Annotated in this window: 11 protein-coding genes, 2 tRNA genes and 1 riboswitch; of the genes, 1 reads left to right on the top strand and 12 read right to left on the bottom strand. The window is 75.0% G+C overall.

Annotated elements, in window-relative coordinates; genetic code table 11:
* Window positions 1–81: 81 nt before the first annotated feature.
* The 8 genes from ACFVQZ_RS26705 to ACFVQZ_RS26670 form a co-directional block, all read right to left on the bottom strand.
* A complete protein-coding gene (locus tag ACFVQZ_RS26705; RefSeq protein ID WP_383626718.1) occupies window positions 82–1299 on the bottom strand; it encodes a M23 family metallopeptidase in 1218 nt (405 codons plus the stop codon).
* 11 nt (window positions 1300–1310) lie between these two features.
* Window positions 1311–1460, bottom strand: a riboswitch (cyclic di-AMP (ydaO/yuaA leader).
* Window positions 1461–1692: 232 nt separating this feature from the next.
* The gene (locus ACFVQZ_RS26700) at window positions 1693–2937 is read right to left on the bottom strand and encodes a PP2C family protein-serine/threonine phosphatase (RefSeq protein WP_081959714.1); all 1245 of its coding nucleotides are present in this window, start codon (window positions 2935–2937) and stop codon (window positions 1693–1695) included.
* Between the two features lie 214 nt (window positions 2938–3151).
* The gene (locus ACFVQZ_RS26695) at window positions 3152–4417 is read right to left on the bottom strand and encodes an MFS transporter (protein WP_383626714.1); all 1266 of its coding nucleotides are present in this window, start codon (window positions 4415–4417) and stop codon (window positions 3152–3154) included.
* The gene (locus ACFVQZ_RS26690; RefSeq protein ID WP_081959712.1) at window positions 4414–5535 is read right to left on the bottom strand and encodes a PLP-dependent cysteine synthase family protein; all 1122 of its coding nucleotides are present in this window, start codon (window positions 5533–5535) and stop codon (window positions 4414–4416) included. The genes ACFVQZ_RS26695 and ACFVQZ_RS26690 overlap by 4 nt, the downstream gene beginning before the upstream one ends.
* A gap of 76 nt (window positions 5536–5611) precedes the next feature.
* Window positions 5612–6043 (bottom strand): hypothetical protein, encoded by a 432-nt coding sequence (locus ACFVQZ_RS26685; RefSeq protein WP_383626711.1) that lies wholly within the window; start codon window positions 6041–6043, stop codon window positions 5612–5614.
* A gap of 97 nt (window positions 6044–6140) precedes the next feature.
* A complete protein-coding gene (locus tag ACFVQZ_RS26680; protein ID WP_383626708.1) occupies window positions 6141–6881 on the bottom strand; it encodes a MerR family transcriptional regulator in 741 nt (246 codons plus the stop codon).
* A gap of 119 nt (window positions 6882–7000) precedes the next feature.
* A tRNA-Met gene (locus tag ACFVQZ_RS26675) sits at window positions 7001–7074 on the bottom strand.
* A 51-nt stretch (window positions 7075–7125) separates the two neighbouring features.
* Window positions 7126–7620, bottom strand: a complete 495-nt coding sequence (locus ACFVQZ_RS26670) for a rhodanese-like domain-containing protein (protein ID WP_321193527.1) — start codon at window positions 7618–7620, stop codon at window positions 7126–7128.
* A 258-nt stretch (window positions 7621–7878) separates the two neighbouring features.
* On the opposite strand from ACFVQZ_RS26670, the gene ACFVQZ_RS26665 reads away from it, so the two are divergent.
* A complete protein-coding gene (locus tag ACFVQZ_RS26665; protein WP_383626704.1) occupies window positions 7879–8877 on the top strand; it encodes a sigma-70 family RNA polymerase sigma factor in 999 nt (332 codons plus the stop codon).
* A 28-nt stretch (window positions 8878–8905) separates the two neighbouring features.
* Here the strand turns inward: ACFVQZ_RS26665 and ACFVQZ_RS26660 are convergent, their stop codons facing one another.
* The 4 genes from ACFVQZ_RS26660 to ACFVQZ_RS26645 form a co-directional block, all read right to left on the bottom strand.
* Window positions 8906–9574, bottom strand: coding sequence for a phosphatase PAP2 family protein (locus ACFVQZ_RS26660; RefSeq protein ID WP_081959710.1), 669 nt, complete (start codon window positions 9572–9574; stop codon window positions 8906–8908).
* The gene (locus ACFVQZ_RS26655; RefSeq protein WP_383626701.1) at window positions 9571–11001 is read right to left on the bottom strand and encodes a diacylglycerol/lipid kinase family protein; all 1431 of its coding nucleotides are present in this window, start codon (window positions 10999–11001) and stop codon (window positions 9571–9573) included. The genes ACFVQZ_RS26660 and ACFVQZ_RS26655 overlap by 4 nt, the downstream gene beginning before the upstream one ends.
* 149 nt (window positions 11002–11150) lie before the next feature.
* Window positions 11151–11223: transfer RNA gene (locus tag ACFVQZ_RS26650), tRNA-Lys, on the bottom strand.
* 103 nt (window positions 11224–11326) lie between these two features.
* Complete coding sequence (locus tag ACFVQZ_RS26645) at window positions 11327–14494, bottom strand: FG-GAP-like repeat-containing protein (RefSeq protein ID WP_383626699.1); 3168 nt, start codon at window positions 14492–14494, stop codon at window positions 11327–11329.
* Window positions 14495–14506 lie beyond the last annotated feature (12 nt).

Here is a 14506-nt window from a genome sequence, read left to right as displayed (position 1 = left end):
TTCCGGTCGGGGAGCCTGAACCCCGGCCGGAAGGCTCGTACGGACGGACCGGCGGCCGGACCGTCGCGTCGGACCGTGGGGTCAGACCGTCAGGCCCTTGGAGCGCAGCCACTCGGCCGGGTCGATGCCCGCGCCGTCCGGGGTGTGGACCTCCATGTGGAGGTGGGGTCCGGTGACGTTGCCGGTGGCGCCGACGCGGCCGATGGTCTCGCCCGTGGTGACGGTCTGGCCGGCGGCGACGGTCATGGAGGAGAGGTGGCAGTACCAGACCTCGGTGCCGTCCTCCAGCTGCAGGACGATCCGGTAGCCGTACGAACCGGACCAGCCCGCGGACGTGATGGTGCCGCCGTGCACGGCCTTGAGCGGGGTGCCGGTGGGGGCCGCGAAGTCGAGGCCGGTGTGGTAGCCGGAGGACCACATCGAGCCGGACTGCATGTAGGTGGAGGTGAGGGTGTACGAGGAGAGCGGCATCGCGTAGCTGGCGGCCAGCTGGGCGAGGCGCTCGGCCTCCGCCTTCTCGGCGGCGATCCGCTCCGCCTCGGCCTTCTCCTCGGCGAGGCGCTTCTCCTCGGCGGCCTTCTCCGCGGCGATCCGCTCGGCCTCGGCCTTGGCGGCGGCTTCCGCCTGGACCTTGGCGTCCGCGGCGGCCTTCTCGGCGGCGGCCTTCTCGGCGGCCAGCTTCTCGGCGTCGACCGCGGCCTGCTGCTGCTGTTCGGCCTGCTGGAGGATGCGGGCGCGCAGGGCCTCGCCGGCGTCGGCGGCGGAGGCGGTGCGCTCGGCGGGGGCGGCCGTGGCGGTGCCGGCGGCGGCGGTGCCGGCCGGGGCGGTGTACGTGACGGAGGTGAGCGGCTTCGCCGCGGCGGCGCCCGCCGCGACGGGCGCGGAGCCCTGCGCGTCGGCGGTCTCCTCGTCGCCGCCGGGCAGCAGGGCGCCGACGCCGGGCAGGTCGTGGGCGTCCGGGAGGCCCAGGTCGGGAAGGTCCGGGAGGGAGATCGCGACCGGCGGCTTCTCCTGCGCGGTGGCGAGGCCGCCCGCGCCGACGGCGGCGATGACGCCGACGCCGAGGACGGTGGAGGAGCGGGCGAAGTTGGAGCGCTGCTTCACGACCCGGTGCCGGCCGCCGGCGCGGCTCTCGGCGCGCAGGGAGCCCTCGGTCGGGTTCCACTCCCCGGGGGAGGGGGTGAAGGAGGCGGTGTCGTACGCGCCCGGCGCGGCGCCGGCCGGGTCGTCCGCTCCGACGGCACCCGGGCCGCCGAAGGGCTCGAAGGGGGCACCGGGTACGGGGGTGTTGGACGCCACGGAGGCGCGCTCCTTTCCTTCCTTCTCGCCTACCGGGTTAGCTGACGGGTTCGGAGCAGGAAGGTCTCCTACGGGCGTGTTCGCACGGGGGGTGCGAGGGGCCCGATTCACCCCAAGGGATGGTTCCCCGGTTCCCTTTCGGGATTCGGCACGTGCGCACGGAGCCGCCTCTTGCGACGGCTGGGACGACCGCGCTGCGTTATCGAACGTTAATAGACACGACGGTCCGATTCCAAGCCGTTCCCCTTGATCATTCACGGAAATGGCAGGGATTCGCCCGAGTTGACCCCGCTTCAGTGCCGGTCCGTCAAACCTCTGAAATCTGACGGTGTGTCAATTGTTATCGCTGAGGCACCTCCTGACCACGCACGGTGAACGCCCGGCCGGATCGCGTCAACCTCCCGGCCCGGGCGGCACCACCGGCATGGTCCGCCGCCGCTCCGGCGCCCCGGCCGCCGGCCGGCTCACCGCCAGCAGCGCCATGTCGTCGGTCGTCCCCCCGCCGGTGTGCCGCCGCACGTCGTCCACGAGCGCGTCGAGCAGCTCCTCCGGCCCCGGGAAAACCGCGCCCGCCAGCCGGGCCGCCGGATCGTAGAAGACGCCGCCCGCGTCCCGCGCCTCCGAGAGGCCGTCGGTGTAGAAGAGCAGCGTCGCGCCCGCCGGGTACGCCCGCTCGTCGGCCCGGTCCGGCCACACCGACAGCTCGCCCATCCCGAGCGGCAGCGCCGCCTCGGCCGGCGCGACCGTCTCCAGGCGCCCGTCCCCGTACAGCAGCAGCGGCGGCGGGTGCCCCCGGTTCACCAGCCGGACCCGCCCGCCCGCGCGCGGGACCTCCGCCAGCACCGCCGTCGTGAACCCCTCGAAGGCGTCGAGCCCCTCGCGCCGCGTCCCCTCCCGGTCGAGGGCCCGGTCGAGCCGCCGCGCCACCCCCTCCAGCGTCGCCTCCTGCTCCGCCGCCTCCCGGAACGCGCCGATCACCACGGCGACCGCCTCCACCGCGTCCATCCCCTTGCCCCGCACGTCCCCGACCACCAGCCGCACCCCGTGCGGCGTGTCCTGCACCGCGAACAGGTCGCCGCCGATGAACGCGTCCGCCTGCGCCGCCTCGTACCGCGCCGCGCACTGCAGCCCGCCGATCCGCTCCGCCGGCATCGGCAGCACCGCCCGCTGCGCGGCCTCCGCGATGACCCGCGCCGACGCCAGCCGCTCGCCGCTGCGCCGCACCACCAGGTTGATCACCAGCGCCAGCGCGGACACCGTCACCACGGTCAGCGTCTCCGTCAGCGAGGGCACGTCGGTGAGCGTGTCGTTGTACGCGTGCAGCCCGACCGACGCCAGGATCGCCGCCAGCCCGGTCAGCAGCGTGGTGAGCCGGGAGAAGAACGGGGCGGCGATCAGCGGCGCGGCGGAGAACATCGGCGCCGCCGTGTACGCGGGCGGCGTCGCCAGGTCGAACACCACCCCGCCCGCGATGATCAGCGGCGGCAGCGCCCGCAGGACCCGCCGGGTCGCGCCGAACGGCGCGGACTGCCGCACCTCGCTCCCGTACGGTCCCCGGGTCGCGCCGGACCGGACGGGACCGCGGCCGGGCGGATCGCCCCGCCGCCCGCCGCCCGCCGCTCCCCGAGGGTGCGTCACCTTGAGTACTCCTGACCGGTCGCCGGCCCGCCGCCGCGCACCCTCCCAGGGTCCCCGCGCCGCGCCCGCCCGGCGACCGGCAGGCGTCCGACCGGCGTACGCGGCCCGCTCCACGCGCGCGTGGAGACCGGGTCCCACCCACGCGCGCGTGCATGCCGCGTCCCGCCCACGCGCGCGCGTGGGAACCGCGTACGGGCGGAAGCCCGGCCGTCCGCTACGACGTCGAGCCGTCCACCCGCAGCCGTCCGCCCCGCCCCAGGACCGCGACCGCCGCCGCACAGCCCAGGCCGACGCCGCAGAGCGCCAGCCACGGCGCGGCCGTCCAGCCCGTGACGTCGAGGAGCACACCCGTACCGAGGTTCCCGAGCGTGATCCCGATCCCGCAGACCGTGTTGTAGAGCCCGTAGTGGGTGGCCACCCAGCGGCCCCGGGAGAGCGCGACGACGGTGTCCATCTCGTACGGGTAGAGCACCGCGTTCGCCACCGCGAGGACCGCCGCGCACAGCAGCAGCGCCGCCGCGCCCCGCCCGAGCGTGGCGGGCAGCAGGAACGCGCCGCCCATCAGGGCCAGCCCGGCGACGAGGCTCCGCTCGCGGCCGAGCCGGGCCGCGCACCAGGCGGTGATCCGCAGCTGTCCGGCGAGCGCGACGAGCGCGGAGACGACGAACAGCGCGGTCGTCACGCCCGTGCCGCCCGCCGCGAGCGGCAGCGCCAGGTAGACCTGGAAGGACAGCACGTACGAACCGGTCATGGCGAGCGAGAAAAGCCAGAACACCCGGTTGCCGAGGACCGTGCGGAACTGCCCCCGGACCCCGGCCGCCCCGGCCGCCTCGCCGTCCTTCCGCTCCGGCCGGCCGCCGCCCGCCGCCACCGGCAGGTGCCGCAGCTGCACCAGCGTCAGCCCCAGGAAGAGCACGGCCGCGACCACGCACGTCAGCCGGAACGAGACCCCGGTGAGCGCCACCCCGACCAGCGGGCCGAGCAGGATGCCCGCCTGGTAGTAGGCGTTGAACAGGGCGAACGCCTCCACCCTGCGCTCCTCCCCCGCCTCCGCCGCCAGGCACGCCCGCACCGCCGGGTTGAACAGCGCGCCCGCGAGGCCGGTGGCGAGCGAGGCGGCGACGAGGACGGGCAGCGACTGCGCGAAGGCGAGCGCGCCGAAGCCGGCGGTCCGCAGCGCGCACCCGGCCACGATGAGCGGCTTGAAGCCGAACCGGTCGGCGAGCGCCCCGCCGACCAGGAACATGCCCTGCTGGGAGAGGTTCCGGACGCCGAGGACGAGCCCGACGGTCCAGGCCGCCATACCGAGCCCGTCGGCCAGGTGGGCGGCCAGATAGGGCATCAGCATGTAGAAGCCGAGGTTGATGGTGAGCTGGTTGAGGAAGAGGAGCCGGACGGTCGGGTCGAAGGTGCGGCTCCGCTTCCAGAGGCCGCCGCGGGGCGCGGCGACGGCGGTGCCGGGGTCGCTCGTGGTGCTCAACGCGCCGCCCCCGCCCGCCGGTCCAGGACCCGCCGGGTCCACGCCTCGATCCCGTCCGGCCCCTCGTACGGCGCCGGTTCGTCCCGTACGGGTCCGTCGAGGAGCCCGTGGGCGGCGCAGTACGCGTCGTTGAAGACGGTGTCGAAGTAGCGCTGGGGGCCGTCGGGGAAAACGGCCGCGATCCGGGTGCCGCGCGGGCGCGTGCGGGCCAGCCACCCGGCCACCAGGGCGACCGCGCCGACGCTCCAGCCGCCGGTCGCGTACTGGCGGGCGGCGAGCCGGCGGGCGGAGCGGACCGCCTCCGCCGGGGCCACCCAGTGGACCTCGTCGAAGGCCGCGTGGTCGACGTTGGCCGGGTGGATGGACGAGCCCAGGCCGCGCATCAGGCGCTCGCCGGCGGGCAGCCCGAAGACGGTGGAGCGGATCGAGTCGACGCCGACGAGCTCCAGGGCCGGGCTGCTGGTGGCGCGCAGCGCGCGGGCGATGCCGGCCGAGTGGCCGCCGGTGCCGACCGCGCAGACGAGGACGTCGATCCGGTCGAGCTGCGCGGACAGCTCGGCGGCGAGCCCGGCGTAGGCGGCGGGGTTGTCGGGGTTCCCGTACTGGTCGGGCCACCAGGCGCCGTCGAGCCGGGCCAGCAGCTCGGCGACCCGGTCCATGCGGGCCTGCTGCCAGCCGCCGGCCGGGTGCGGCTCGGTGACGACGTGCACGGTGGCGCCGTGGGCGGTCAGCATCCGCTCGACGATCGGCTCCAGGCCGGGGTCGGTGACGACGTGCACCGGATGCCCGTGGAGCACCCCGGCGAGGGCGAGCCCGAGGCCGAGGGTGCCGGAGGTCGACTCGACGATCGGCGCGCCGGGCCGCAGGTCGCCGCGGCGGCGGGCCTCCTCGACCATGTGGAGCGCCGGCCGGTCCTTGATCCCGCCGGCGTTGAAGCCTTCGAGCTTGGCCCAGTACCCGTCGTCGGTCCACAGCACGGGGGTGTTGCCGACGGTGGGATGGGGGCGGGCGGGGGCGTACACGGGGGCGGGGGCCGGTGCGGGAGCGGGCGGGAGCGCGTACAGGGGTGTGGGCTGGGGTGCGTGCAGCGGTGTGTGCTGGGGTGCGGCAGCGTGCATGGCGGGATGTCCGTCCTCGGAGTGGGTGGTGCGCGCGCCGGAGAGGCGCCTGACGGGCGGGGCGGGTCAGGCGCGTTCAGTTCCGGTCCACTCCGAGGGCGATGAGCAGCTGCCCGGGCGCGGGGTGGGGCCCCGCGCGGGTGCGCGCGTGCCGCGGCTCCGCCGCCGCCGGCAGCGGGGTGGCGGCGTCGGCCGTGACGGCCGCGCCGGGCGTCGGCGGGTCGAGCTGCGGCGCCGTGGCGGTCTGCGCGGTGAGCGGCAGTTCGGCCGCGTGCCCCTCGCCGCCCTGCCCGCAGCCGTGGGGGAGCGGCCCGTGCACGGGCCCGGCCACGGCGACGGCAGCGCCGCCGGCCGGGTGCCCGGCCGCGGCGGACTCCGCGTGGGCGGGGACGCCGTGGCAGAGCCCCGCGAAGAGCGCGACGAGCGCGAGGAGCAGCAGGAGGACGGGCGCCCGTCCTCCTGCTGCTCCTCGCCCGATCGCCGACCGATTCTCATGCATGGCGTTCATGACGTTACGTTCCGCGTTCACCCATGGGCAAAGGGACGGGCGGACGGCGGCACGGTTTCGGCCAGCGTTTACTTCGGGCGCGTCCGCGCCCGCCGGCTCACAGGTTCCGCTCGGCCCACACGGTCAGCGCGTCGCGCACCAGGATCGCGGTGCCCTCGCCGTGCTGGTCGTAGTTCTTGGTGAACCGGGGGTCGTCCACGTACATCTGGCCGAGCCCGATCAGGTACTCCTTCGTCGGGCTGGTGGTGCCGGAGAGCCAGTCGTACTGCCTTCGGGCCAGGGCCTGCACCTCGTCGCTGTCCGGCGCGAGGCCGGCCGCGGCCGCCGCGCCGAAGTCGCGGGCGATGCCGGCCTGCGTCTCCATGAACTCCTTCTTCTCGGCCTCGCTCAGCGAACGCCACCAGCGGTCGCCGCGCTCGTACGCGTCGCGGCCCCACCGTTCGGTGACCTCGGCCTCGTACACCGTGTGGTCGAAGCCGTCGAAGACTTCCTCGGCCATGAGCTGTTCTCCTCTCTCGGTCTTGTGGAGAGTGGTCCGCACGGCCTCGATCTGCCGCCCGATGCGCTCGCGCTCCTGCTGGAGGAGGGCCAGATGCGTGCGCAGGGCCGCCGAGGTGTCCCGCTGGCCTTCGAGGACCTCGGCGATCGCGGGCAGCGAGAGCCCGAGCTCGCGCAGCAGCAGAATCCGCTGCAGCCGCACGAGCGCCGCCTGGTCGTAGTACCGGTAACCGTTCGCGCCGACCCGGCTCGGCTCCAGCAGCCCCAGCTCGCCGTAGTGGCGGAGCGTACGGCTGGTGGTGCCGGCCTTCCTGGCGATCTCCTGGATCGACCACTCCATGTCCGGAACGGTAGAACTTGACGTTACGTAAAGGTCAAGCCCGGCATCCGATTGTCGGTGGTCGGGAACGCCGAAGGCCCGGATCGTCGGGAGACGATCCGGGCCTTCAGGCTACTGAGTAGCGGGGACAGGATTTGAACCTGCGACCTCTGGGTTATGAGCCCAGCGAGCTACCGAGCTGCTCCACCCCGCGTCGGTGAATATGACCTTACGGCATGGGCGGCGAAAACCGAAATCCGTTTCCTCAGCAGCCGCAGTCCTCGGCGTCGACGGGCGCGGTCAGCGGGTCGGCCACGCGCTGCGCCGGGCCCTCCCAGGTCTCGTACGGGAAGCCCTCCCGCACCCAGTACTCGAAGCCGCCGAGCATCTCCTTCACCTGGAAGCCCAGCTCGGCGAGGGCGAGCGCCGCACGGGTGGCGCCGTTGCAGCCGGGGCCCCAGCAGTACGTGACGACCGGGACGGCCTTGTCGAGCAGCTGCTCCGCCTGCTCGGGGATGAGGGCGGTGGGGAGATGGACGGCGCCGGGGACGTGCCCCTGGTCCCAGGAGGCGGTCGAGCGGGAGTCGATCACCACGAAACCGGGGTCGGTGCCGTCGGCCGCGGCGGTGGCCAGCACGGAGGCCACGTCGGAGACGTCCGCGTGGAAGGCGAGGCTGGCGGAGAAGTAGGCGGCCGCGGCGGCGGGCGAGGCCGGCGGGGTGCGGAGGACGGGGTTGACCGGGGTGGCTGTCGTCGTCATGGTGAGAAATCTACGGATGATGATCATCGCACTGAAGGGGCGATCCACGGCGGACAACGGCTCTGGCCGGGGAAACCCGGGTGGTGTCCGCGGTACGGCGTGGATCTCACGGGGTGAGACCGGCGGCGCGCCGCCGGGGCCGGGCAGGGACGCGTACGGACGCGGGCACGCGCGCGTACGGGTGCCGTTCCGCTGTCACATCCACGGGTTCTGATCCGTCATGGAGGCATGACGGGACGCGAAGGGGGAGATCGACGGATGGACGCGAGCACGGCGGAAGGCACCAGAGGCAGCGGCGCCGGTACGGGCGGCGGGGACGGTACGGGCGGCGGTGCCGGCGGCGGGGACTCGGACGCGGACGCGCTGGCGCGCCGCTTCGACGCCGACCGCGGGCACCTGCGGGCCGTCGCCTACCGCATGCTCGGCTCGCTCAGCGAGGCCGAGGACGCGGTGCAGGAGACCTGGTTCAAGCTCAGCCGCACCGACGTCAGCGGCGTCGCCAACCTCACCGGCTGGCTCACCACCGTCATCGGCCGGGTCTGCCTGGACATGCTGCGCTCGCGCGGCTCCCGCCGCGAGGACCCGCTCGACCACTTCGTCCCCGACCCGATCGTGCACGTGCCCGGCGCCGGCGACCCGGAGCACGCCGCCGAGCTGACCGAGTCCGTCGGCCTCGCGCTGCTCGTCGTCCTGGAGACCCTCGCCCCGGCCGAACGGCTCGCGTTCGTGCTCCACGACATGTTCGCCGTCGCCTTCGACGAGATCGCGCCGATCGTGGACCGCACGCCGGCCGCCACCCGGCAGCTCGCCAGCCGGGCCCGCCGCCGCGTCCAGGACGCCGCCCCCGGCCCCGGCCCGGACGCGCGCCGCCAGCGCGAGATCGCCGACGCCTTCCTCGCCGCCTCGCAGGGCGGCGACTTCGAGGGGCTGCTCGCCGTCCTCGACCCGGACGCGGTGCTGCGCGCCGACGGCGGCAAGCTCCTCGCCGGCGCGTCCAAGCTGGTCCGCGGCGCCGAGGCGATCACCCGGCAGGCCCTCATGTACGCGACCTTCCGCAAGGCGTCGCTGCCGCTCGTCGTCAACGGGCAGCCGGCCGTGCTGTCGGTCGTCGACGGCAAGCCGTCCGCGCTCATGGCCTTCACCGTCGTCGGCGACCGCATCGTCGAGCTGCACGTCCTCGCCGACCCGGAGCGCATCGCCGCCCTGGACATCCCGGAGGAGGCCCTGGCCCGCGCCGTGTACCCGGACGGGGACTGACCGGCGTACGCGCGCCCGTGACGTAGCGTCAGGCCCCGGCGGCCGGGTTGGCCGGCTGCCGGAGCGCCCGGGTGAGGGAGGCTCCGATCGCCAGCGACGCGGCGCCGCTGGCCAGGCCCAGGACGGCGCCGGCGGCGACGTCGCCGGGGTAGTGGACCCCGGTGTGGACGCGGGAGTAGCCGACCGCCGACGCCAGCAGGCCCAGCGGCACGGCCGCCGGCGGCAGGACGACGCCGGCGGCGGTGGCGAAGGCCACCGCCGAGGCGGTGTGCCCGGACGGGAACGATGCCGACTCCGGCATCGCGACATGCCGCCCGACCACCACCCGGGCCGCCTCCCGGTCGGGGCGCGGCCGGCGGACCAGCCGCTTGCCGAGCAGGTTGGCGGTGGCCGAGGCGAGCGCGATCGCGCCGACGCCGACCGCCGCCGCGCGCCGCGGCCGGCCCGGCAGCAGGGCGAGCCCGGCGGCCACCGCGAACGAGATCTTCGAGTGGTCGGCGGCCTTCGACAGCCGGCGCAGCCCCACGTCCAGGGCGGGCGTCGGCGTGGCGGCCACCGCCGCGTACAGGGCGCCGTCCACCGCCCGCAGGTCGTGGAGGACGGCCCGGGCCGCGCAGGCGGCGGCCCGCGGCCGGTCCTTCAGCCGCACCCGCCCGGCCGTGCCGCCGCCGCTGCTCTCGTCGCTCATGTCACTCATGCGCCGCTCCTGTAGGGGTCTTCGGACGGTTCCGGCCGGTGCGCGGGACCGGGGCCGTACTGCTCGGGAAAGGCGAGCCGGATGATCCGCCGCCAGTCCAACGGAGGGGGCGGCGGAACCACTCCCGGCCGGGCCCGCGGCACCAGCACCCGCAGGGCGCGCGGGCGGAGTTCGCAGACGACCGGCGTGGGCAGGACCAGCGCCTCCCCGTCCACCGCCACCGCGACGGTCCCCTCCGCCTTCGGCGCGCCGGCGGCGGTGACCGTGCCGTGGACCACGACGCGCCGCGCGGTCAGCACCGCGAGCGCGGACGACTGGGTGCCCCGGACGACCAGGTCGGCGGCGTGCGCCGGGCCGTCCACCTGGATGCCGATCACCCCGAGCCGGCCGCCGTCCAGCCGGGGGCGGTGCCCGCTCGCCGCGCTGAACAGATCCGGGGCCGCGTACGGGTTGTTGCTCACCAGGATCGCCTGCCGGCCCGTCAGCCGGGTGGTGTCGGCGGTCGCGTCGAGCCGGTCGCCCTGGCCGCCCCGCAGCAGGTCGGGCAGGGCGTCGAACGCGGTCTCCGCCTTGGCGTCGCGGTACTCCGGCCGCTGCACCACGTCCGCGTACACCCCGAACGACACCGTGTTGACGAACGGGCGCCCGGCGACCGTGCCGAGGTCGACGCGCAGCTCCTCGCCGTCGGTGAGCGCGTCCAGACCCGCCGCCGGGTCGTCGCGGTCGAGACCGAGGTCCATCGCGAAGTGGTTCCGGGTCCCGGCCGACACCACCAGGAACGGCAGGTCGTGCTCGGCGGCCACCGCCGCGACCAGCGCCTGCGTGCCGTCACCGCCCGCCACCCCGAGCAGGTCCGCGCCGTCCGCGACCGCCTTCCGGGCGAGCGCCGTCACGTCCGCCTGCGCCGCCGGGTCGAGCAGCAGCACCCGCGCCCCCAGCCGCTCCGCCTTCGCCACCAGCCCGAACCGCTCCACCTTCCCGCCGCCGGACCGCGGATTCATGATGAGCACCGGCTGCCGGGGCCGTACGGCGGGAACCGCCGGCGCCGGCGCGTCCACCGCCTCCCCCGGCCGCCGCAGCGCCTCCCGCGCACACCCCAGCGCCGCCGCCCACAACGCGAGCGCGGCCAGCGCGAACAACCACAGCCCGCCCACCACGTACAGCACGAGGACACCGACCGGCGCGCCGATCGCCAGCACCCCGCCGGCCACCCGCAACGCCCCCCGGTGCGCCGCGACCCACCACAGCCCGACGGCCCCCGCCGCCAGCCCCAGCAGCCCGCTCACCAGCACCGGAAACCCGCCGCTGCCCACCGCGAGCAGCAGCACGCACACCGCCCCCGCCGCCGAACCCAGCGCCCACCGCGCCAGATCCCGCGCGACACCCGCCGTCTGACCCTCGTCCCACCGCCGCACGGCCCCGTCCACAACCCCACCTCCGCCAACCAGCCTCCCCCACCCTCCCCCACCCCACCCCCCAAAAGCACCCGTCCGACGGAACCCACCCGCGGAACCGGCACCCTGGGACGACGAAGCGCCCCGCCGGGTGGGGACCGGGCGGGGCGCTTCGAATGCGGTAGGCCGTGTGGGACTCGAACCCACAACCAATGGATTAAAAGTCCACTGCTCTGCCAATTGAGCTAACGGCCCGTGTGCGAGTACTCCGAGCAGCATAGCCCGACGGGCACCCGGAACCGATCGGGTATCGGTCGGTCGCCGTGCCGCGCCCCCGGGTGGGGGCGCGGCGGGCGGGTCAGAAGAGGGTGCGGAAGGTGTTCCAGCCGGAACCCACGAGTTCGCGGGGCAGGTAGCGGTCGCCGGTGCGGCCTCGGCCGTGGCTGTAGTAGGCGTAGAGGCGGCCGGACGTGTCGCGGGCGACGAGGTCGCCGTCACCGTCGCCGTCGAGGTCGCCGGTGCCCTGGAGGGCGGAGTAGATCTGCCAGCCGCCGCCGATCCGGACGCGCGCGGTGACGCCGCCGGTCGAGGTGCCGTAGTACGCCCAGAGGGCGCCGGCGCCGTCGACGGCGACGAGGTCGCCGCGGCCGTCGCCGTCGAGGTCGCCGGCTCCGGTGATCTTCTTGTACAGCTTCCAGTTGGTGCCGACGCGGACGCGGGCCTTCAGGCGGTGGTCGGCGGTGCCGGCGTAGAAGTACATGTCGCCGGTGGTGGTCTGGCGGGCGATAAGGTCGGCGTACCCGTCGGCGTTCACGTCGCCGGGCGAGGTCAGCACGTCGTACTGGCTCCAGCCGGAGCCGATCGTCGTGTACGGCGAGGAGGCCGTGACGACCTTGCCGCAGCCGGGCCGGTAGGCGCGCAGGTCGCCGCCGACGCGGCCGAGGACGTCGGCGCAGCCGTCGGCGTTCACGTCGCCGAAGGGCACGAGGAGGGTGCCGGACGGGAAGGCGGAGCCGGAGCCGGGGGTGCGGGCGGCGAACGTGCCGTAGCCGTTGCCCCGGTAGAGGGAGACGGCGCCGGCCGCGTCCACGGCGAGCAGTTCGCCGAGGGCGTCGTGCCCGGCGAGGTCGCGGTACGCGGGCCTGCTGCCGGTGACCGGGAACCGGCCGGAGGCGACCAGGTCGCGGCCCTTGCCGTCGGCGGTGGTGGCGCGCAGCTCCCAGGCGTACGGCCCGTTGGGCGCGGGCAGGCCCGCCGCGTTCCGGCCGTCCCACGTGACGTCGATCCGGCCGCGGGTCTCGCCGGCGCGGACGGTGCGGACGGCCTTCCAGCTGTACGCGTCCCGGACGGTGAACTCGTAGGACGCGGCCGGCTTGGACAGCGTCCAGGACGCCTTCCAGGTGCCCGGCATCCGCAGGCTCGCCGGGACGGAGGCGGAGGCGGCCGTCAGGTCGGAGGTGGGGAGGTCGGTCCACACCGCGTGGACGCGCTGGTCGGCGCCGCGGTAGGCGACGGCGCCGCCGAAGCGGTCGACGGTCCAGGCGACGCGGCGCAGGCCGTGGACCGGCTCGGCCTGGGTCAGGATGTACGGGGTGCCGGCCTTCCCGGTGTGGAAGGGGGTGACCCGCAGGTACGGCGGGTTGTGCTGGTCCACGAAGTAGCCGTCACCGAGCAGGCCGCCATGGAAGGAGCCCGTCAGGGCGATGTGGACGGGCGCCGACGGGTTCTTCAGGTCGAGGACGCCCTGCTTGGTGTAGCCGGCGCACGCCCAGTACAACCAGCGGCCCGCCGTCTGGAGTTCGGTCGGCGCGCAGGCGGTGCCGGTGGTGAGCGTGCCGAGGGTCTTGCCGGTGGCGAGGTCCTTGCGGGCGATCTGGCCCGCGGTGGCCGTACCGGTGTAGAGGGTGTCGCCCCAGAGTGCGGCGGCGACCTGCTTCTGACGGGAAACGATCTTCTGCCCGTCCATGTCCAGGACGAGGGTCTCGCCGACCTTGACAGGTTCGCCGTTCACGTGAAGGCCGGTCTGGAAGACCGCCCACCGGCCGAACGTGTCGGCGATCTCGCCGTCCTGGCTCCCGCCCGGCTGGCCGACCGGCACCCGAGTGGTCTGCCCAGTGGTACGGCGGGAGACGACTGTGCGGGTGGCGTCCGTGATCCGAGGGGCGGCGACCGTTCGGCCGTCGCCACTGTCGAAGACAGGCGTTTCGAGCCACTGCGCGCCGGCCTCCGAGCCTGACTGCACGGGTGCGCTCTGGCCGGTGTGAAGCGGGCCGACGGGCAGCGAGCGCGTCTTGAAGTCAGGCGACTTCGAACCGTCCCGCTCCAGCGTGGTCAGCCGGCCCATGCCCAGCGCCAGAGCCACCACCTCGGTCGGCACGGGCGCGACCGTGCGCAGCTTTTCCAGGACCGGGGCGCCGCCGCCCTTGCCGGGGACGGCCTTGAGGACGGCCCAGTCGGTGGCGGACGTGCCGCCGGTGACGGCTGCGGTACCGGAGCCGTCACCCAGCTGGGTGATCCGCTCCTCGGCTCCCGCGAGCAGCGTCTGCTGCTCGCCGGTGGGGCTGAGGGCGACCAGGCGCCGGGTGAGATCCGTGCTTGTGGTGACGACCTCGGCCGTGGGGCTGGGCTCCGCCGTGGTCAGCAGCCAGTCGCCGACGAGACCGATCCGGACGGCACTCAGCCCGGCCGGCAGCGGGTAGCTGATCTCCGGCCCGGTGAGGTCGGCGCGGTGCCGGATGTGGACGGTCCGATCCGGATCCACCCACGCGATCCGCTCGGTGGTGACGGTCACGCCCGCGTCGAGCGTGATGTCCGCCGCGGTGGGCTCCTTCAGCACCTGCATCCGCCCGGTCGTCAGGTCGACGAGCCCGAGGTGGTCCCCCTCCACGCCCGTCTCTCTCAGGCCGAACCTCAGGACGGCCAGCCCCTGGGTGCCTGCGACCAGTCGCGCCATGTGGAGGTCTGCCCCAGCCGGCCAGCCGGTCACAGGAACGGACGCGCCGTTCGGCGAGGCCGCGCTCCGGATGAAGAACCCGACGGTGGAACCCAGCGAAGTGCCGGGCTCGTACTGCTGGAAGAGCATCCGGTCGCCCACGAGCCCGCGATACGAGGTGTCCTTGGGGACGGACAAGTCCGTCGTCGTGCCGGTCTCCAGGTCGAGGATGGCTGAGCTACCGAAGTCCTGGTCCACCCAGAGGTAGCGGCCGCCGGTCCCGAACTCTCCGAAGGCGCCATTGCCCTGGCCGGATCCCAGGGACCTGCTGGTGCCGGTAGCGAAATCCGTCCACTCCACCACCTTCCGCGCCCCCCGGTGCGCGTACCCGCCCGCGCCGACGGCGACGACCGTCTCCGCGCGGGGTGCGGTGCGCCAGGTGGGGTCGAGGTCGAGCTGGTCGATGCCGGGTACGGGCGCCCCGGGCGCGGCGACCGCGCTGGGCACGAGGCCCGCGCCGGTGGCGGCGGCCAGGACGGCGGCGAGCAGGGCGGCGCGGGTGCGGGTCCGCCGCGCGGGTGCGGTACGAGACAAGAAGGCCCCTCC

The organism is Streptomyces sp. NPDC057854, from assembly GCF_042797055.1.
Classification (GTDB): Bacteria; Actinomycetota; Actinomycetes; order Streptomycetales; family Streptomycetaceae; genus Streptomyces.
This window is presented reverse-complemented; position numbering and strand designations above follow the sequence as displayed.

Excerpts from the sequence above, each read along its gene's own strand:
- ACFVQZ_RS26685 (WP_383626711.1), bottom strand. The coding sequence starts at position 6,043 with ATGAACGCCATGCATGAGAATCGGTCGGCGATCGGGCGAGGAGCAGCA.
- ACFVQZ_RS26690 (WP_081959712.1), bottom strand. The coding sequence starts at position 5,535 with ATGCACGCTGCCGCACCCCAGCACACACCGCTGCACGCACCCCAGCCC.
- ACFVQZ_RS26680 (WP_383626708.1), bottom strand. The coding sequence starts at position 6,881 with ATGGAGTGGTCGATCCAGGAGATCGCCAGGAAGGCCGGCACCACCAGC.
- ACFVQZ_RS26665 (WP_383626704.1), top strand. The coding sequence starts at position 7,879 with ATGGACGCGAGCACGGCGGAAGGCACCAGAGGCAGCGGCGCCGGTACG.
- ACFVQZ_RS26670 (WP_321193527.1), bottom strand. The coding sequence starts at position 7,620 with ATGACGACGACAGCCACCCCGGTCAACCCCGTCCTCCGCACCCCGCCG.
- ACFVQZ_RS26660 (WP_081959710.1), bottom strand. The coding sequence starts at position 9,574 with ATGAGTGACATGAGCGACGAGAGCAGCGGCGGCGGCACGGCCGGGCGG.